The sequence below is a fragment of the Bradyrhizobium sp. CCBAU 51753 genome, assembly GCF_015291565.1.
Lineage (GTDB): Bacteria > Pseudomonadota > Alphaproteobacteria > Rhizobiales > Xanthobacteraceae > Bradyrhizobium > Bradyrhizobium ivorense.
The window spans coordinates 3,349,373-3,368,546 of the sequence record NZ_CP030037.1; the positions used below are offsets into that span (position 1 = coordinate 3,349,373).

Sequence of the window (19,174 nt, forward strand, 5' to 3'; positions counted from 1 at the left end):
CGATCAGGCCACGCGGCGTTTGCCCGATTTGTCCCACCCGATCGGACTGACGACGACACGGTCGCGGCCCTCGCGCTTGGCTTCATAGAGGGCGAGGTCCGCGGCCTTGATCAGATCGCGCGACGTGCGCTCGTCGTCCGGAACGAGGCAGGCCAATCCGACGCTGATGGTCGGCAGCTGCGGATCGGATCCGCGCTCGGCCGTCAGCCTGGTGCGAATCTGTTCCGCCACCTCCAGCGCGCCCGCCTTGCCGATGCCCGGCAGCAGCACGGAAAACTCTTCGCCGCCATAGCGCGCGCCGAGGTCGGTGACGCGCTTGGTGCTGGTTGCGATGCACCGCCCCACGGTGGCAAGCACCGCGTCGCCGGCCTGGTGCCCGTAGGTGTCGTTGAAAATCTTGAAATGATCGACATCGATCATCAGCAGCGAGACCGGCGACTTGGCGCGCATGCCGCGGCGCCATTCGGCGTCCAGCGTATCGTCGAGACGGCGGCGGTTGGCGAGGCCGGTCAGTGCATCGGTGCTGGCGAGGTGCGCGAGCCGTTCCTCGGCCGCGGCCCGCCGTTTGACGGCTGCCAGCAAATAGAACATCAGCACGATCGAGAAGCCGCCGAGTGCCGCCACCAGGGTGCCGATCAGCCAGAATTGTTGCCACCAGTCGGCATAGATGCCGTCGATCGCGAGGCCCTCGGCGATGAGCAGCGGATGATTTCCAACCTGCTGAAAAACGTAGAGCCGGCTGACATGATCGACCACCGATTTCGTCACATAGGAGCCGGATCGTCGTGCCGGAAACTGCTTCAAGGCCTGCGATTCCTTGATGCTTTGTCCGATCTTGGTGATGTCGAACGGCGCCCGCATCAGCATCGCGCCGTCGGTGTTGAACAGCGCCATGCTGTCGCCGGGACCGAAGTTCAGCTTGCGGAACAGATTGTGGAAGTAGCTGAGCCGCATGCTGCCGGCGACCACGCCGGCGAACGAGCCGTCGCTGTTGCTGATGCGCCGGCTCAGGCTGATCAGATACTCCCCCTCCGGCGTGACCCAGGGCGGGCTGATGTACAATCCCATGGTCGCGCGCGTGTGGACCCGGAAGAAATCGTGCTTGGCGAAATTGGCCTGCCGCGGCACCGCCGTCGTGGAATCGAGCATGACGTCGCCGGCCGGGTTCAGCACGAGAATCGAACCGAGATCCTTTGCCGTTGCGGCGCGGTCGAACAGCACGACCTGCCGAAGCTCCGGGCTGATGCTGTTGATTTCCGCCAGTTTCACCCCGTCGGCGGCGGCCTGCAGCGAGAGATGGTAGAGCTCGATGTTGCGGTCGATCTCGCTTGCGATGCTGGCGACGAGGTTGGTGGATGCTTCCCTGGCGTGCTGGTAGTCCTTCTGCGCCATCTCCCTGAGGATGGCGGCGCAGACGGCGCAAAAGCAGAGCACCAGGCCGATGCCCAGGGCGAGCAGCCGTTTGGCCGGTACCGCCGTCCGTCGTGGCATGAGCCCGTGCATTGCTCGCATCCCGAAGTTCCCAGCACCCCCGTGCTTCAGGGAATTTGATAGGGGTATCGGATTGAGAAACCCGGCGCGAACCGGACGCAATTTATTCGAGCGGCTTTACGCAGGATTAACCACGGCGGGGGGCTGGAGCGCCGGTTTCCATGCGCCCTCTGATTCGAGAGAGGGCAGAAACGAATGGCAAAGCTCGGGCAATTCATGTCGCGAGATCGCGGACTCACACTTTCACCCCGTCATCCCCGCGCAAAGGCTCCGCCTTTGTCGCTGGAGGTGCGAGCCTCTTCGGCGAGCCTCGAAGGATGAATCGGCCACCAGCCGGGCCGTGCATCCTTCGAGGCTCGCAAGAGCTCGCACCTCAGGATGACAGTGTTGGTTTGCTCAGCTTGCTCGGTGTCATCACCCGGCTTGACCGGGTGATCCAGTATTCCAGAGACGCCGGTGATAGAAGCGAGAGGCCACGGCGTACTGGATCGCCCGGTCGAGCCGGGCGATGACAGCGGTGGGTGAGGACAAAGCTTCACACCCTCTCAGGATGACGGTGTTAAGGGCTTTTCGCCAGGACGACGGAGCGGCCGGACTTACGTTCCGGTCCGCCGCGGCTCCTCGGCGGCGTCGGCGCGCAGGCTGCGGAAGAACTGCTCGACCTCGCGCGACAGCGTTTCGGCGGTCGCGGTCAGTTCGCTCGAGGCTGATAGCACCGACTCGGCGGCGTGGCTGGTCTGGCCGATGTCGTCGCGCAGCGAGCCGATATTGACCACCAGCGTTTCGTTGCCCTGCGCGGCCATCTGCGCGTTGGCGGAGATTTCGCGCGTCGCCGCGTCCTGCTGGCCGATCGCGCTGGCGATGTTCGTCGTCACGCTGCTGATCTCGCGCACTGCCTGGCCGATGTCGCGCACGGCGGCAACCGAATTGCGGCTCGATGCCTGGATCAGGCCGACATTCTCGCCGATCTCGGCGGTCGCCTTGGCGGTCTGCCCGGCCAGCGCCTTGACCTCATGCGCGACCACGGCAAAGCCGCGGCCGGCTTCGCCGGCGCGGGCCGCCTCGATGGTGGCGTTGAGCGCGAGCAGATTGGTCTGCTCGGCGATCGCCTGGATCAGGCTCAGCACGCCGTCGATGCGTTGGGTGGTGGCGGCGAGCCCCTCGATCTCGCTGATCGACCGGTCGGTGCGCGCACCGGCCTGCTCGACCGCGCCAGACGACTGCTTGACCTGCCGGCCGATCTCCTCGACAGAGGCGGAAAGTTCTTCGGCCGCGCTTGCCACCGCCGAGACGTTGCTGGACGCCTGTTCGGTCGCGCTCGCCGCCGTCACGGCACGGCCGCTGGCATTGGCCGCGACGCTGGCAATGGTCCGCGCGGTCTCGCGCATCGTCGTCGCGTTGTCCTGGACCGCGCGAAGCACCGAGCCGATCGTGCCGCGGAAGGTCTCGACGGAGGTCTCGATGTGCCGGCTGCGGGCGTCGCGCGCCGCGGAGTCCTGCACCACCTGGGCGTTGAGGCTGCGGTTGCGGTCCATCGCCTCCTGGAACACTTTGATGGCGCGCGCCAGTGCGCCGATCTCGTCGCTGCGGCCGGCATGCGGCACCTCGACATGATCGGCACCCTCGGCAACGCGCTTGATGGTCGTCGTGATCTGCGACAGCGGACGCGCCACCGAGCGGGCGATGATCAGCACGCCGAGCACGACCGCGATCAGCGCCGCGGCGCCGAGCCCGGTCAGCACCAGGGCCATGTTGCGGTTGAGGTCGGTCTGCCGCGCCAGCTTCTTGCTGCGCTCGGCATAGACCTTCGACAGCGCCTCGAGATCCTTGTTCAGCGCGGTGCGCACGTCGCGGTTGGCGTCGTTGTCGCCCCATTCGCGCCCGGCGGCGGCGCCGATCTCGACGCCGCGGCGCACCAACTCGGCGCGGAATTCGACGAACTGCTCGACACGCTTCTTGAACGCCGCGAACTGTTCGGCATCGTCAGCCTGGACCAGCGCTTCCCAGTTTTTGACCACCGCGAGGATGCGGTCGTTGAACCTCAGCAAGCCTTCGCCATACTTCTTCACGGCCGCCTGTTCGGTCGACATGTAGATGCCGCGGGACTCCATGACGACAGCATAGACCAGCGAGTTGATCCGCTCGACATTGAGGGCGGCCCGGCTCGCGAGGTCGACGGCCTCGGTCAGCTCGGTGTTGCGCCGCGCGTTGTATTCGGACAGGACGGTGATCGCCGCGGTCAGCAGTGCGATCAGGGCAAACGTCGAGTACAGCTTCGCTGTGAGCGAGAATCGGGACGCCATCGAGGACCGGAAAAATGAGGCAGGGGATGAATAGGGGGCAGGCATTGAGGGCACTCCAAAAAGGCCGGGGAGTACCTTCGGCCGCTACGATTTATGGAAAATCTTCATGGACATTTCCTTAACGCGCGAGCTCGGCATGGTTACGATTTTCGAAACTTTTCCGAGTAATAACAGCCGTTTACCTACCTTGTTGTCGCCCACGAGCTAACCTCCGGCGCCCCTGCGCAGCCCCTTTTCGCGTCCCGCCGGCCTCACCAAATGTCGTCATCGCGCGGCGGTACCCAACATGGAACGGCATTCGCAATGCGGTGTTAGGTTACGCCGACCTGCCCAGGGTCCGAACTCGCCATGCTCTACCGCCACACCGTCGACACCACCAACTACGCCTTCGATGGCCTGCGCGACCTGCTCGCCAAAGCCTCGCCGCCGCGCTCCGGCGACCGGCTGGCCGGCATCGCCGCCGACAGCGCTGCGGAAATGGTCGCCGCGCGGCGCGCGCTTGCCGACATCCCCCTCAAGCAGTTCCTCGATGAGCCGGTGATCCCCTACGAGGATGACGAGGTCACCCGCCTGATCCTCGACAGCCACGACGTGGCGGGCTTCGTCCCGGTGTCGTCGCTCACCGTCGGCGGTTTCCGCGACTGGCTGCTGTCGGATGCCGCCACCGGCGATGTTCTGAAACGGATCTCACGCGGCGTCACGCCCGAAATGGTGGCGGCGGTCTCGAAGTTGATGCGCAACCAGGATCTGATCCTGGTCGCGAAAAAGTGCGAGGTGACGACCAGCTTCCGCAACACCATCGGGCTGCGCGGGCGGATGAGCACGCGGCTGCAGCCCAACCATCCCTTCGACGATGCGAGGGGCATCACCGCCTCGATCCTCGACGGCTTGCTGCTCGGATCGGGCGATGCCTGCATCGGCATCAATCCGGCGAGCGACGATCCCAACGTGATCGCGACCCTGCTGAAGCTGCTCGACGACATCATCACGCGGCTGCAGATCCCGACCCAGGCCTGCGTGCTCACCCATGTCACGACCACGCTCGGCCTGATCGGGCAGGGGCTGCCGGTCGATCTCGTGTTCCAGTCGATCGCCGGCACCGAGGCGGCCAACCGCAGCTTTGGCGTCGACCTCTCGCTGCTGCGGGAAGCGCGCGAGGCCGGGCTGTCGCTGCGCCGCGGCAGCGTCGGTGACAATGTGATGTATTTCGAGACCGGCCAGGGCTCGGCGCTCTCGGCCAACGCCCATCACCAGGTCGACCAGCAGACCTGCGAGGCGCGCGCCTACGCGGTGGCGCGCGCCTTCGATCCGCTGCTCGTCAACAGCGTGGTCGGCTTCATCGGGCCCGAATACCTCTACGACGGCAAGGAAATCATCCGCGCCGGGCTCGAGGATCATTTCTGCGGCAAGCTGCTCGGCCTGCCGATCGGCATCGACATCTGCTACACCAATCACGCCGAGGCCGACCAGGACGACATGGACAATCTCCTGACCTTGCTTGCGGCTGCCGGCGTCAACTTCATCATGGGCGTCCCCGGCGCCGATGACGTTATGCTGAACTATCAGTCGACATCGTTTCACGATGCGCTCTATGTCCGCGACCTGTTCGGCCTGAAGCGGGCGCCCGAATTCGACGACTGGCTGATCCGTGCCGGTCTCGCAGGGCCGGACCTTCGTCCCGTCGCCGATGCAGGGCGGCTGCCCGAATTCGCAGCAAAGCTCCTGACCTGAGGTGAGATTGAACTCCCGCATGGAGCAACCATCTCAGCCTTGTGACGTTAAAGGTGCCACAATGTTGAAGAATTTCTGGCCCAGCGTTCGCCGTCATGGTTAGATTTGTGGTGCTTCGGTTGAGGGCGGTTTGATGAGAGCTGAACGCATGGAGACGGCGCGGCGGATCCTCTGCGTCTTTCCGCGCTACACGTCGTCCTTTGGGACCTTCGAACATTCCTATCCGCTCACGGACGGCGTCAGGGCCTTCATGCCGCCGCAGGGCCTGTTGCTGATCGCGGCCTATCTGCCCGAGAACTGGCCGGTCCGCTTCGTCGACGAGAATTTGCGTCCGGCGACGCAGGAGGATTTCGAGTGGGCGGATGCGGTGTTCGTCAGCGGCATGCACATCCAGCGCCAGCAGATGAACGACATCTGCCATCGCGCGCACGACTACGATTTGCCGGTGGCGATCGGTGGCCCGTCGGTTAGCGCCTGCCCGGACTACTATCCCGCATTCGATTACCTCCATGTCGGCGAGCTCGGCGATGCCACCAACGCGCTGATCGCGCGGCTCGCCGAGGACACCACGCGGCCGGACGCGCAGGTGGTGTTGAAGACGATCGACCGGCTGCCGATGACCGAGTTTCCGCTACCGGCCTACGAGCTCGCCGAAACCAGGCGGTACTTTCTCGGCAGCATCCAGTTCTCCTCCGGCTGCCCGTATCAGTGCGAGTTCTGCGATATCCCCGGCCTCTACGGCCGCAACCCGCGGCTGAAGTCGCCGCAGCAGATCATTGCCGAGCTCGACAAGCTGCGGGCATGCGGCATGACCGACACGGTCTACTTCGTCGACGACAATTTCATCGGCAACCGCAAGGCCGCGGTCGATCTGCTGCCGCATCTGATCGAGTGGCAGAAGAGGACCGGCTATGTCACTCGGCTGGCCTGCGAGGCCACGCTCAACATCGCCAAGCGCCCCGAGATCCTGGAGAAGATGCGCGAAGCCCGCTTCGTCACCATCTTCGTCGGCATCGAGACACCCGATCCCGACGCGCTGAAGGCGATGCACAAGGACCAGAACATGATGGTCCCGATCCTGGAGGGCGTGCGCACCATCAATTCTTTCGGCATGGAAGTCGTCTCCGGCATCATCATGGGGCTCGATACCGACAAGCCCGAGACCGGCGATGCGCTGCTCTCCTTTGTTGACGAGTCCCGGATTCCGCTGCTCACCATCAACCTGCTGCAGGCCTTGCCGAAGACGCCGCTGTGGGATCGCCTCGAAAAGGCCGGCCGGCTGATCGACGACGACAGCCGCGATTCCAACGTCCAGTTCCTGCTGCCCTATGACGAGGTGGTCAGCTCGTGGCGCAAATGCATGGAGATCGCCTACGAGCCGTCAAAGCTGTTCGCGCGCTACCAGCATCAATGCGACTACACCTACGCCAACCGCCTGAAGGTGCCGGTCAGCCCGGAGATGAAGACCTGGGCCAACATCCGGCGCGGCCTGATCATGCTGCGCAACATCTTCTGGAAGGTCGGCGTGCTCGGTGACTACCGGCGGGTGTTCTGGAAGTTCGCGCTGGGACGGATCAAGCGCGGCGACATCGAGGGCCTGATCGGGGCGACGCTGGTCGCGCATCACCTGATCACGTTCGCGCGCGCAGCCTCCAGCGGCCGGCAGAACGCATCGAACTACTCGCTCCGGTTGCGCGAGGCCTCCGTCCCTGCCGAATAGCCGCATGACGATACCGCCGGCCCCATCGTCCGATTCGCTCACCGATCTGCGCGAGTTGACGCCGGCGCGCGTCGGTCTCGGCCGCGCCGGCGTCAGCCTGCCGACCGAGGCGCTGCTCGCCTTCACGCTCGACCATGCCCGCGCCCGCGACGCCGTCCATGCGGCGTTCGATGCCGCCGCCATCGCGGCCGGTCTCGCCGGTCTTGGTCTTGCGCCGCGCGAGGTGTCGAGCCAGGCGCAGATCCGGCGCGACTATCTGCGCCGTCCCGATCTCGGGCGCATGCTCGATCCCGCATCGCGACGATCGCTCGAGGCCAGCGGCATCACATCGTGCCGCTGCGCCATCGTGATCGGTGACGGGTTGTCGCCGACCGCGGTCAACGTCCACGCCGTCGAATTGCTCCGCCATCTGCTGCCGCTGCTCGCCGCCGACAAGGCCGAGCCGGGCGCTGTCATCATCGCCTCCGGGGCGCGTGTCGCGCTGGGTGACGAGATCGGGGCCATCCTCGGCGCCCGCATGCTGGTGATGCTGATCGGCGAACGGCCGGGCCTGTCGGCGCCCGACAGCCTCGGCGCCTATCTGACCTTTGCGCCGCGGATCGGCCTCACCGACGCCGAGCGCAACTGCGTCTCCAACATCCACCGTGCTGGGCTGAGCTATGCCGAGGCCGCGTTCAGGATCGCCTGGCTTGTGCGCGAGGGTCTGGCACGCCAGATCACGGGTGTCGCACTGAAAGACGAGAGCGGCGGTGGATGGTCCCAGAATGCGTTACCCGGCTGTGGCAAATCAGCTACTTGACGGCCCTTTTCGGCAGTTTTGTACCCATTTGGGCAGGCTCCCGCGCTTGCGAGCAGGGGGACGGACCTGTAAAACCGGCGCCGGTCAATATTCGCGTGTTTTCAAGGACTAGCGCCGATCAGCCGCGCTCGTGAGCCGCATTCGCGCCGCAGGACCCAGCGAAACAGATTGAGCCGACTTCAGAACTGGACAGGGCATGCTCGAAAAGAATTCCGAAAGTCAGGTCCACGTCGAGAAGGTCGAGGAGCCGCGATCGGGTCCGAGTATCGCATTCGGCATCGAGCGGCTCGGCCTTATCCCGATGCGGGCACCAATCCTGTCCTGCATTGTCCTCGTTCTCTTGATGATCGGCGCAGTGTTCGGCGTGCAGCGGATCAAGATCGACGACTCGCTGTCCCAGCTGTTCCGCTCCGATTCCAAGGACTACAAGCAATATGAGGCGGTGACCAAGCGCTTCCCGGCGACCGAGTTCGACGTCCTCGTCGTGGTCGAAGGCAAGACGCTGCTGGCGCGCGACAATCTCCAGAAGCTGCGCGACATGGTCACCGACCTGCAGCTGGTCGACGGCGTGCGCGGCCTGGTATCGCTGTTCTCGGCACGCCAGGCGCCGGAGAAGGGCCGGCTGCCGGCGGCGCTATTCCCGAACGAGCTGCCGGAAGGCGCGGCCTACGACAAGTTCGTCGAGACCGTCAAAAGCAACGAGATCATCCGCGGCAAGCTGCTGTCGGAGGACGGCACGCTGGCGCTGATCGTGCTGTCGCTCGACCCCGAGGTGGTCGGCAGCAACAAGCTCGGCAAGGTGGTCGGCGACATCAGGAAGATCATGGCCGACGATCTCGGGGGCAGCGGGCTCAACGCCCAGCTCTCCGGCGTGCCGGTCATGCAGCTCGAGATCCGCAACGCAGTCGAGCGCGACGGCCTGACCTACAACATCCTCGGCATCCTCGCCGGCTGCATCATCGCCATCATCTTCTTCCGCAAGATTTCCTTCATGGTGGCGGCGGCGTTCCCGCCGATGATCGCGATCCTGCTCGCGCTCGGCGGCCTCGGCTGGGCCAATTTCAATCTCAACATGTTCCTCAACGTGATGACGCCGCTCATCATGGTGATCAGCTTCTCCGACTCGATGCAGCTGACCTTCGCGGCGCGCGACCGCCTGATCGCGGGCCAGGACAAGTTCACCGCGTTCAAGAATGCGGTGCTGGTGGTGGGACCTGCCTGCGTGCTGACCCACGGCACCGCGGGCATTTCGTTCATCGCGCTGCAGTTCTCGGATTCCGACCTGATCCGCAAGTTCGGCGAGGCGGGCCTCGCGGCGACCATCATCGCCCTGATCGCGGTGCTCTCGCTGGTGCCGGTGTTCGGCATCCTGTTCGTACGCAACGAGCGGATCTTTGCGGTCAAGTTCCAGAGCGCGGACGCCGGCGTGCAGGCGCTGCGCAATTTCTGCTACTGGATCGCGGTGCGCATGGTGAGCCGTCCCGGGCTGTTCAGCCTGCTCGCGGTGATCGTGGTCGGCGGGCTCGGGGTCATCTATGGCAGCCTCGAGCCGCGTTACCGGCTCGCCGATCAGGTGCCGGACAAGCGCCAGGCGGTCGAGGCGTCGAGCCGTCTCGATGCCAAGCTGACCGGCGCCAATCCGGTCGATGTGCTGATCGAATTCCCCAAGGGCCAATCGCTGTATTCGCCGGAGACCCTGAAGACGATCGCGCAAGTCCATGCGATGGTCGAGGACACGGCCGGCGTCGGCAATGTTTGGTCGCTGGAAACCTTGCGACGCTGGCTCGCCGAAAAGGCCGGCAGCAACGACGTCGCGACGCTGAAGGAATATGTCGACCTGATCCCGGAACACCTGGTGCGCCGGTTCATCGACAAGAATCAGGACGCGGTCGTGGTGTCGGGCCGCGTCCCGGACGTGGACTCGAGCCAGTTGCTTCCGGTGGTGAACAAGCTTGATCACTCGCTGGACAAGGTGCGCGCCGAGCATCCCGGTTACGAGATCGCGGTCACCGGCCTGTCGGTGATTGCCGCGCGCAACAGCGCCAACATGATCGAGAAGCTGAACCACGGCCTCACCATCGAGTTCCTGCTGGTCGCGATCTTCATCGGGCTCGCCTTCCGTTCGGTCGTGGTGCTGTTTTCCTGCATCCTGCCCGGCATCTTCCCGGTGGTGCTGTCGGGTACCGTGCTGTGGCTGCTCGGGGAGGGGCTGCAATTCGCCAGCGTCGTGGCGCTGACGGTGTCGTTCGGCCTCGGCCTGAGCGCGACCATCCACTTCCTCAACCGCCTGCGGCTCGAGACCAAGCCCGGGGTGACGTCCGAACTTGCGGTGGAACGCGCCACCGTGCTGGTCGGGCCGGCGCTGATCCTGACCACGGTGGTGCTGGCCTGCGGCCTCGTCGTCACCGTGTTCTCCGACCTGCCGTCGCTGCGGCTGTTCGGCTGGCTCAGCGCGTTCTCGATGGTCGCGGCGCTGGTCGCCGACCTCTTCATCCTGCGGCCGACCTCGATGTTCCTGATCAACCTGTCGCAAAAGCTGCGCGGCAAGGCCGGTCAGCCGGCGCCGATCGAAAAGGCCTGATGCACGAGCGTGATCCGGAAAAGCGTGAAGCGGTTTTCCGAAAGATCATGCTCAAACTAGCTGTAACAAAAGGCCCGGCTCCGATGGTCTCGGAGCCGGGCCTTTTTGCTTGAGGCAGAAGATAGTGGAGAGCGTCAGCTCTTCGTCATCGTGATGGTGACGCCGCGGATCTCGCCCTTGGAGTCGATCTGCACGACCTGCTTGGAGCCGTTGGTCTGCAGGTTGAGGTTGGCGGCGAAGCCGGCCGCCTCGACGAACACGTCGATCCGCCCGCCGCCCGCGGTGCCCTGCAGATTGCCGAAGATGTTGCGGCTCGCCTCGCTCCAGTTGCCGGAGATGCGATCGCCCTGGCTGGTGACGTCGCTGGAGAGGTCGAACTTGTAGCTGTCGCTGGCGCAATGCAGGGTCTGCTTCAGGGCCATGCCCGACGGGGCGACCTTGTAGTCCGCCTTGCAACGAATGCGTTCGGTGGTGCCGTTGGACAACGAGACCGTGCCGGTACCGCTCCATGAGCCGGCAAAGCCGGCAAACGGACCGCCGGATTGGGCGTGGCCTGCGGAGACCGACAGCAGGAGCGCGGCGCCAACGCCGGCAGCCTTCAGGGCCTGGCCATAAAGGCTGGAACCAAACAGTTTCATTGTGAATATTCCCATCAAAATCAACGCCCCTATCGCAAGAAAGCGTCTCGCCGCATCGAAGTTTAGTGTCACTGCAGTATGTTAGGTTCAATCGACTGAACCGCCATCCCGCCACCCAGTTCCGTCACCGAATGGAATCAAAAAAATCCGCGCCACGATTGCATCTAGCTTTGCGCAAGGCTCCTCTGCAATCGTCAAACGCGGCAAAGTGATGACATAAATCGACCTTTGAAATCAACGGCTTATGCAGGGGTTTACAGCGCCGCAAATTTAGCCGCATTTAACAGTGCTTGTCGTTCGTCCGTTGCTGCGTTACGCGGCGTCTGCAATCCCCATAAATCCGTCCCGGTCATGCCGAAGCGCGTTTCGGGGTCAGGTTTAGTGTTGTCGGAAATGAAGGAATACGATGCGTAGATTTGTCCTGGCACTTGCCCTGTTGTCGGTCCCGCTCTCCTCTGGCGCCTTCGCTCAGCAACAGCAGCGCGGCACGGCCGAAGAGCAGAAGGCGTGCACGCGCGACGTGCAGCGTCACTGCCGCTCCGTGATCGATCAGGGCGACTTCACCATTCTCGCCTGCCTGCAGCAGAACCGGTCCAAGATCAGCGCCGCCTGCGACCAGGTGCTGAAGACCCACGGCCAGTAAGGCCGCCTTAAGGCCTCAAGAGACCGCCGAACAGACCGTGGCCGGCACCGCTGCCGGCCACGGTCGCATATGCTGGCGGTCACAGATAGCATTGGTTTTGGTGGCGTATTCCCCTATATGGGGCTCGCAATCCCCGCACGCGCCGGGCCACCGCGCCTGCGCCGTGCCATGACCAGTGTAGCCCAAATTCCCGATGACCACCGCGAGCGACCTGCGATCCGGAAAGACCCACCGCGACGAGAATTTCCCGGTCGCGTCGTGGATCATTCATCCGCGGCATCGTGCCCTGATCCTGGCCTTCTACAATTTCGTCCGCACCGCCGACGACATCGCCGATCACGCCACGCTGCCGCCCGAGGAGAAGCTGCGCTATCTCGACCTCATGGAGGCCGAGCTGCTCGGCAATGGCGACACCCAGCAGGAAGCCGTCACGTTGCGCCGCGCCCTCGCCGAGCGCGGCATGCCGCCGCGGCACGCGCTCGACGTGCTGGTGGCGTTCCGCCTCGACGTCACCAAGCTGCGCTATGAGAACTGGGATGACGTGATCGACTATTGCCGGTACTCGGCGATGCCGGTCGGGCGCTTCATGCTCGACGTGCACGGCGAGGATACCTCGACCTGGGCTGCATCGGATGCGCTGTGTGCCGGCCTGCAGATCAACAATCATCTGCAGGACTGCGGCAAGGATTACCGCAACCTCAACCGTGTCTACCTGCCGCGCGATGCGCTGGCCGCCGCCGGTGCCGATGTCGAGATGCTCGGCGGGGCGAAGTCGCCGCCGGCGATGCTGAAGTGCCTGCAGGGGCTCGCGGTGCGCACCGAGGCGCTGCTCGAGCAAAGCAAGTCGCTCGCCGCCGAGGTGAAGGATTTCAGGCTCGGCCTCGAGATCTCGGTGATCCAGGCGTTCGCCGACAAGATCGTCAACCTGCTGAAGGTGCGCGATCCGCTCAGCGAGCGCGTGCATCTCAGCCCGGTCGAGCTGCTGCTGCAGAGCCTCGGCGGCGTCGCCGGCGAGACCGCGCGGCGCGCCACCGGACGGCGTCCGGTCTCCAAGACGGCGGCCGGCGCATGAGTGTCGAGGCGGCGGCCAACGCAGGAGACTACGGCAGCACCGCGTCGGGCAGCTCGTTCTACGCCGCGATGCGGATTCTGCCGCGCACGCAGCGCGAGGCGATGTTCCAGATCTACAGCTTCTGCCGGCAGGTCGACGATATTGCCGATTCGGACGGCCCGCGGCCCGAGCGCCTGGCCGCGCTGCAGCAATGGCGCGACGACATCGACGCGCTCTATCAGGGCAATCCGCCGGCGCGGCTGAAGGATACCGCCGCCTCGGTGAAGACCTTTGGTCTCAAGCGCGAGGATTTCCTCGCCATCGTCGACGGCATGGAGATGGACGTCCCGCAGGACATCCGCGCGCCCGACCTCGCCACCCTCGACCTCTATTGCGATCGCGTCGCCAGCGCAGTCGGCCGGCTCTCGGTGCGCGTGTTCGGCCTGCCCGAGGATGACGGCGTGCAGCTCGCCTATCACCTCGGCCGCGCCCTGCAGCTCACCAACATCCTGCGCGACATTGACGAGGATGCCGGCCTCGGCCGCCTCTATCTGCCGCGCGAATGGCTCTGGCACGCCGGCATCACCAACAACGATCCGGCCCGCGTCATCGCCGATCGCGCGCTGCCGAAAGTGTGCGCGCCGCTCGCCGAGCGCGCCAAGATGCATTTCCAGAAGGCCGACGAGATCATGAAGCGCAATTCGCGCCGTGCGGTGCGCGCGCCGCGGATCATGGGGAAATACTACCGCGCGATTCTCGACCTGTTGATCGCGCGCGGCTTTGCCGCGCCGCGTGCGCCGGTGCGGGTGTCGAAGGCGGCCAAGATCGGCATTCTTCTTCGTTACGCGATCATCTGATGCAAAACACCGCTCATATCATCGGTGCCGGTATTTCCGGCCTCTCGGCCGCCGTGCGGCTCGCCAATGCCGGCTACAAGGTAGCCGTCCACGAGGCGACGCAGCAGGCCGGCGGCCGCTGCCGCTCCTATTTCGATGCCGCCACCAACATGACCATCGACAACGGCAATCATCTCTTGCTGTCGGGCAACCGCCACGCGCGCGACTATGCGCGCGCGATCGGCACCGAGGCCGGCCTGGTCGGACCTGCGCGCGCGCAGTTTCCGTTCGTCGACTTTTCGACCGGCCAGCGCTGGCAGCTCGACCTCGGGGATTCCCGTCTGCCGCTCTGGGTGTTCGACGAGGCGCGCCGCGTCCCCGACACCGGCCTGCGCGACTATCTCGCGCTGGCGCCGCTGGCCTGGGCCGGCACCGAGGCGCTGGTCGGCAACACCATTCCCTGCAAGGGCACGCTGTATGACCGCCTGGTGCAGCCGCTGCTGCTCGCCGCGCTCAACGTCGATCCGCCGGAGGGCTCGGCCGGGCTTGCCGGCGCCATCGTGCGCGAGACGCTGCTGGCGGGCGGGCAGGCCTGCCGTCCGCTGATCGCGCGCGACGGCCTGAGCTCGGTGCTGATCGAGCCGGCGATAAAACTGTTGCAGGATCGCGGCCACAGCGTCCGCTTCAGCCATGAGCTGCGCGCCTTCACGATGTCAGGCGATCGCGTCAGCGAGCTCGACTTCGGCAGTGGCGACAAGATCGCGCTGGCGGAGGGCGATGCCGTCGTGCTCGCGGTGCCGCCGCGCGCGGCGAGCGCGCTGCTGCCGGGCCTGAAGACGCCGACCAAGTTCCGCGCCATCGTCAACGCGCATTTCCGCGTCGATCCGCCGCGCGACGCCGCGCCGATTCTCGGCGTCGTCGGCGGCCTCGTGGAGTGGCTGTTCGCGTTCCCGCAGCGGCTCTCGGTGACGATCAGCAATGGCGACCGCCTGGTCGACATGCCGCGCGAGGAGCTCGCGCAGGCGATCTGGCGCGATGTCTGCAAGGCGTCGGGAGTTTCCGGCGAGTTACCGCCCTGGCAGATCGTGCGGGAGCGCCGTGCCACATTTGAGGCAACGCCGGAGCAGAATGCCCTGCGTCCGGGCGCCGCAACCGGGCAAAAAAACCTGTTTCTTGCCGGCGATTGGACTGCTACCGGGTTGCCGGCAACCATCGAGGGGTCGGTGCGGTCGGGTGATCGCGCCGCCGATCTGGTTCTCGCCAGACGCTCAATTTGACCTGTTGCAGCGACGCCGGCCGTGAGGGCCGTCCCGCGATGAAGAGGATATCGAGCGACATGCTTTCGAGAGATCACAGCGTAGCAGCAGTTGATCCCGTCGCGACAGTCGACGTCGCGACAGTCGACACCGCGTCAGTCGATCCGGTCGCGCTGCAGAACAGCATCTCAAAGGCGACCGAGGCGCTGCTTGGCTATCGCCAGGCCGACGGACATTGGGTGTTCGAGCTCGAGGCCGACAGCACTATTCCGGCCGAGTACATCCTGCTGCGTCACTATCTCGCCGAGCCGGTCGACAGCGCGCTCGAGGCCAAGATCGGCAATTACCTGCGCCGGGTGCAGGGCGCGCACGGCGGTTGGCCGCTGGTGCATGACGGCCCGTTCGACATGAGCGCCAGCGTGAAGTCGTACTTCGCGCTGAAGATGATCGGCGATTCCGTCGACGCGCCGCACATGGTGCGGGCGCGCGAGGCGATCCGCTCGCGCGGCGGCGCCGCGGGCAGCAACGTCTTCACCCGCTTCCTGCTTGCGCTCTATGGCGTCGTGAGCTGGCGCGCCACGCCGGTGCTGCCGATCGAGATCATGCTGCTGCCGATGTGGTCGCCGTTCCATATCAACAAGATCTCGTACTGGGCGCGCACCACCATGGTGCCGCTGATGGTGCTGGCCGCGCTGAAGCCGCGCGCCAAGAACCCGAAGGGCATCGGCATCGACGAGCTGTTCCTCGAGGATCCGAAATCGGTCCGCATGGCGCCGAAGGCGCCGCACCAGAGCGCGAGCTGGTTCTATCTGTTCCGCTCGCTCGATGCCGTGCTGCGCGTGATCGAGCCGATGTTCCCGAAAAGCCTGCGCCAGCGCGCCATCGACGCCGCGCTCGCCTTCACCGAGGAGCGGCTGAACGGCGAGGACGGCATGGGCGCGATCTATCCGCCGATGGCCAACATCGTGATGATGTACGACGCGCTCGGCAAGGACGAGAGCTATCCGCCGCGCGCCACCACGCGGCGCGGGCTCGACAAGCTGCTGGTGATCCGCGAGCAGGAGGCCTATTGCCAGCCCTGCGTCTCGCCGGTGTGGGACACCGCGCTGACCTGCCACGCGCTGGAGGAGGTGGGCGGCGACAGCTTCGCCCGGGCCAAGGAAGGCCTCGACTGGCTGAAGCCGCGCCAGGTGCTGGAGCTGAAGGGCGACTGGGCGGTCAAGGCGCCGAACGTCCGCCCCGGCGGCTGGGCGTTCCAGTACAACAACGACCACTATCCCGATCTCGACGATACCGCCGTGGTGGTGATGGCGATGGACCGGGTGCGGCGCCAGACCGGAACCGGGGAATATGACGCGGCGATCGCGCGCGGCCGCGAGTGGATCGAGGGGCTGCAGAGCCGCGACGGCGGCTGGGCGGCGTTCGACGTCAACAATCTCGAATATTACCTCAACAACATCCCGTTCTCCGATCACGGCGCGCTGCTCGATCCGCCGACCGAGGACGTCACCGCGCGCTGCATCTCGATGCTGGGCCAGCTCGGCGAGACCGCCGCGACCAGTAAGGCGATGGCCGACGGCGTCGCCTACCTGCGCCGCACCCAGCTCGCGGAAGGCTCCTGGTACGGCCGCTGGGGGCTGAACTACATCTACGGCACCTGGTCGGTACTCTCAGCGCTAAATGTCGCGGGGATCGACCGCAACGACCCGATGATTCGCAAGGCGGTCGACTGGCTGGTCTCGGTCCAGAATCAGGACGGCGGCTGGGGCGAGGACGCCGTCAGCTACCGGCTGGATTACAAGGGCTATGAGGTCGCACCCTCGACTTCCTCACAGACGGCATGGGCTTTGCTTGGCCTGATGGCGGCCGGCGAGGTGGAACATCCGGCCGTCGTGCGCGGGGTGGAGTACCTAAAGGCAACACAGTCAGAAAAAGGACTGTGGGACGAGCAGCGATACACCGCAACGGGGTTTCCGCGGGTGTTTTACTTGCGATATCATGGCTACTCGAAGTTCTTTCCGCTCTGGGCACTGGCGCGGTATCGGAATCTGAGAAGCACCAATAGCAGGGTGGTAGGGGTCGGGATGTGATTTTGGGGGCGGGGGCCGCCGAGACCGTGGGCAGTCAAATTGATCCTCGGCCGGTGTTGATTGTGACTGGATTGGTGCAGGAGGCCCGCATTGCGGCGGGTCCCGGCATGATCGTGATTTGCAGTTCCAGCGATCCGCAGCAGTTGCGCGCATTGCTGGCGACGCTGGATCCTACAACTTTCCGTGGCGTGATTTCGTTCGGCGTGGCCGGCGGGCTCGATCCTTCGCTCAAGTCGGGCGATGTCGTGGTCGCGACCGAGGTGCTGGCCGGCGATACCCGCTTCCTGGCGGCGTCCGCGCTGAACGAGGAGATGATCGCCAGCGCCGCGCTGAAGCGCCGCAGGATCGTCCGCGGCGGGCTCGCCGGTGTGGAGCAGGTGATCGCGGCGAAGGCCTGCAAGGCCGCGCTGCGCTCGGTGACGGGCGCTGCAGCCGTCGACATGGAGAGCCATATCGCGGCGGCCTATGCCGCGCGGGCGGGCATTCCGTTCGCGGCGCTGCGCGTGATCAGCGATCCCGCGCACCGGGCGCTGCCGGAACTGGCGAAATCCGCCGTGAAGCCGAACGGCGACATCGACCTGCGCAAGGTGCTGCGCGGCATCGCGCGCAATCCGCGGACGCTGCGGGCGCTGGTGTCGACCGGTATCGACTTTAACCGCGCGCTACGCTCGCTGCGCGGCTGCCGCGGCTTCCTGCTCGGCAGCGACGCGCTGGTGCCGGTCGAGGCATAGCAGGCGCGGGCAGAAAAGCTGCTCACCGAGGCTCAGGACAGGCTCAAAACAAAAGGCCCGATCGCGATGCGATCGGGCCTTTTGATTTGGATGCTGCCGCCGCGGCTTACGCGGCCGTCGACTTCTGGGCGGCAGCGGCCTTCTTCTGCTCGGCGGCGAGCGCCTCGTCGCGGCGGATCTCCGAGAGCTTCTTCTGCACCTGCTGCGAGAAGATGTACTGCGCCGGACGCTGCTTCGACATGTCGATCTCCGGCGCCATCGGGCCGGTGGTCTTGATGCCGCGCAGCGACACCCACATCGCCTTCAGCGGGTTGTTGATCGCAGCGGTGGCCGCGGTCGGCTCGTAGCCGCAATGCGCCATGCAGTCGGCGCACTTCTCGTACTTGCCGGTGCCGTAGGTCTCCCAGTCGGTGGTCTCCATCAGCTCCTTGAAGGTCTTGGCGTAGCCTTCACCGAGCAAATAGCAGGGCTTCTGCCAGCCGAAGATGTTGCGCGCGGGCATGCCCCACGGCGTGCACTCGTATTCCTGGTTGCCGGCGAGGAAGTCCAAAAAGAGCCCGGAATGCATGAAGTTCCACTTCTTGCCCTTGCCGAGCGCAAAGACGTCGCGGAACAGCTTCTTGGTCTTGGTGCGGTTGAGGAAGTGCTCCTGATCGGGCGCACGCTCATAGGCATAGCCGGGCGACATCGAGACGCCGACGCCGAGCTCGGTGGTGAAGTCCAGGAACTTGGCGATCTCCTCGGCCGGGTGGCCGTCGAAGATGGTGGCGTTGACATTGACGGTAAAGCCGCGGGCCTTCGCCGCCTTGATCGCCGAGACGGCGCGATCGAACACGCCCTTCTGCGACACCGCCTTGTCGTGATGGTCCTTCAGGCCGTCGAGATGCACCGAGAAGAACAGATACGGCGACGGCTCGAACAGATCGAGCTTCTTCTCGAGCAGCAGCGCGTTGGTGCAAAGCGAGACGAACTTCTTGCGCGCGACGAGGCCGCGCACGATCTCGCCGATCTCCTTGTGGATCAGCGGCTCGCCGCCGGGGATAGCCACCATCGGCGCGCCGCATTCATCGGCGGCGTCCCAGCATTCCTGCGCGGTCATGCGGCGGTTGAGGATCGCATCCGGATAGTCGATCTTGCCGCAACCGACGCAGGCGAGGTTGCAACGGAACAGGGGTTCCAGCATCAGCACGAGCGGATAGCGTTTGCGGCCAAGCAGTTTCTGCTTGATCAGATAACCGCCGATACGCATTTCCTTGAAGAACGGTATAGCCATTAGACGATTTTCTTTCTGCACTTAACGGAAG

At 65.2% G+C, this 19,174-nt stretch carries 14 protein-coding genes; 10 read left to right on the forward strand and 4 right to left on the reverse strand.

All coding sequences use genetic code 11. The features are described from left to right. Positions 1-3: 3 nt before the first annotated feature. A complete protein-coding gene (locus XH93_RS14885; protein WP_246799619.1) occupies positions 4-1,491 on the reverse strand; it encodes a sensor domain-containing diguanylate cyclase in 1,488 nt (495 codons plus the stop codon). Between the two features lie 596 nt (positions 1,492-2,087). Then, entirely contained in the window at positions 2,088-3,794 is a 1,707-nt protein-coding gene (locus XH93_RS14890) for a methyl-accepting chemotaxis protein (RefSeq protein WP_194474104.1), read from the reverse strand. A gap of 348 nt (positions 3,795-4,142) precedes the next feature. Here XH93_RS14890 and XH93_RS14895 point away from each other — a divergent pair, with 348 nt between their 5' ends. The 4 genes from XH93_RS14895 (at position 4,143) to XH93_RS14910 (ending at position 10,625) form a co-directional block, all read left to right on the forward strand. After that, positions 4,143-5,525 carry an ethanolamine ammonia-lyase subunit EutB gene (locus XH93_RS14895; RefSeq protein ID WP_194474105.1) on the forward strand — a complete coding sequence of 461 codons (1,383 nt, stop codon included), beginning with the start codon at positions 4,143-4,145 and terminating at the stop codon, positions 5,523-5,525. A gap of 133 nt (positions 5,526-5,658) precedes the next feature. Further along, positions 5,659-7,245: a B12-binding domain-containing radical SAM protein gene (locus XH93_RS14900; RefSeq protein WP_194474106.1), complete on the forward strand. Its 1,587-nt coding sequence runs from the start codon at positions 5,659-5,661 to the stop codon at positions 7,243-7,245. 4 nt (positions 7,246-7,249) lie between these two features. Continuing rightward, entirely contained in the window at positions 7,250-8,044 is a 795-nt protein-coding gene (gene eutC / locus XH93_RS14905; protein ID WP_194474107.1) for an ethanolamine ammonia-lyase subunit EutC, read from the forward strand. Between the two features lie 196 nt (positions 8,045-8,240). Next, on the forward strand, positions 8,241-10,625 hold the full coding sequence (locus XH93_RS14910) for an RND family transporter (protein ID WP_194474108.1): 2,385 nt from the start codon (positions 8,241-8,243) through the stop codon (positions 10,623-10,625). A 134-nt stretch (positions 10,626-10,759) separates the two neighbouring features. Here XH93_RS14910 and XH93_RS14915 read toward each other — a convergent pair whose 3' ends face one another. Next, positions 10,760-11,263, reverse strand: a complete 504-nt coding sequence (locus tag XH93_RS14915; protein ID WP_139481970.1) for a hypothetical protein — start codon at positions 11,261-11,263, stop codon at positions 10,760-10,762. Positions 11,264-11,669: 406 nt separating this feature from the next. Here XH93_RS14915 and XH93_RS14920 point away from each other — a divergent pair, with 406 nt between their 5' ends. The 6 genes from XH93_RS14920 to XH93_RS14945 all read left to right on the forward strand — a co-directional run bounded on the left by XH93_RS14920 (position 11,670) and on the right by XH93_RS14945 (position 17,870). Continuing rightward, a complete protein-coding gene (locus XH93_RS14920) occupies positions 11,670-11,906 on the forward strand; it encodes a hypothetical protein (protein WP_139481969.1) in 237 nt (78 codons plus the stop codon). A gap of 193 nt (positions 11,907-12,099) precedes the next feature. Beyond that, positions 12,100-12,978: a squalene synthase HpnC gene (gene hpnC, locus XH93_RS14925; protein WP_194474109.1), complete on the forward strand. Its 879-nt coding sequence runs from the start codon at positions 12,100-12,102 to the stop codon at positions 12,976-12,978. Continuing rightward, the gene (gene hpnD, locus XH93_RS14930; protein WP_194474110.1) at positions 12,975-13,814 is read left to right on the forward strand and encodes a presqualene diphosphate synthase HpnD; all 840 of its coding nucleotides are present in this window, start codon (positions 12,975-12,977) and stop codon (positions 13,812-13,814) included. Before hpnC ends, hpnD begins: the two co-directional genes overlap by 4 nt. After that, on the forward strand, positions 13,814-15,070 hold the full coding sequence (gene hpnE, locus XH93_RS14935) for a hydroxysqualene dehydroxylase HpnE (RefSeq protein ID WP_194474111.1): 1,257 nt from the start codon (positions 13,814-13,816) through the stop codon (positions 15,068-15,070). The genes hpnD and hpnE overlap by 1 nt, the downstream gene beginning before the upstream one ends. A 59-nt stretch (positions 15,071-15,129) precedes the next feature. Then, positions 15,130-17,139 carry a squalene--hopene cyclase gene (gene shc, locus XH93_RS14940; protein ID WP_246799620.1) on the forward strand — a complete coding sequence of 670 codons (2,010 nt, stop codon included), beginning with the start codon at positions 15,130-15,132 and terminating at the stop codon, positions 17,137-17,139. Continuing rightward, on the forward strand, positions 17,136-17,870 hold the full coding sequence (locus tag XH93_RS14945) for a phosphorylase (protein WP_371815022.1): 735 nt from the start codon (positions 17,136-17,138) through the stop codon (positions 17,868-17,870). The genes shc and XH93_RS14945 overlap by 4 nt, the downstream gene beginning before the upstream one ends. Positions 17,871-17,976: 106 nt before the next feature. Here XH93_RS14945 and hpnH read toward each other — a convergent pair whose 3' ends face one another. After that, positions 17,977-19,143: an adenosyl-hopene transferase HpnH gene (gene hpnH, locus XH93_RS14950; RefSeq protein WP_139481964.1), complete on the reverse strand. Its 1,167-nt coding sequence runs from the start codon at positions 19,141-19,143 to the stop codon at positions 17,977-17,979. Positions 19,144-19,174: the final 31 nt, after the last annotated feature.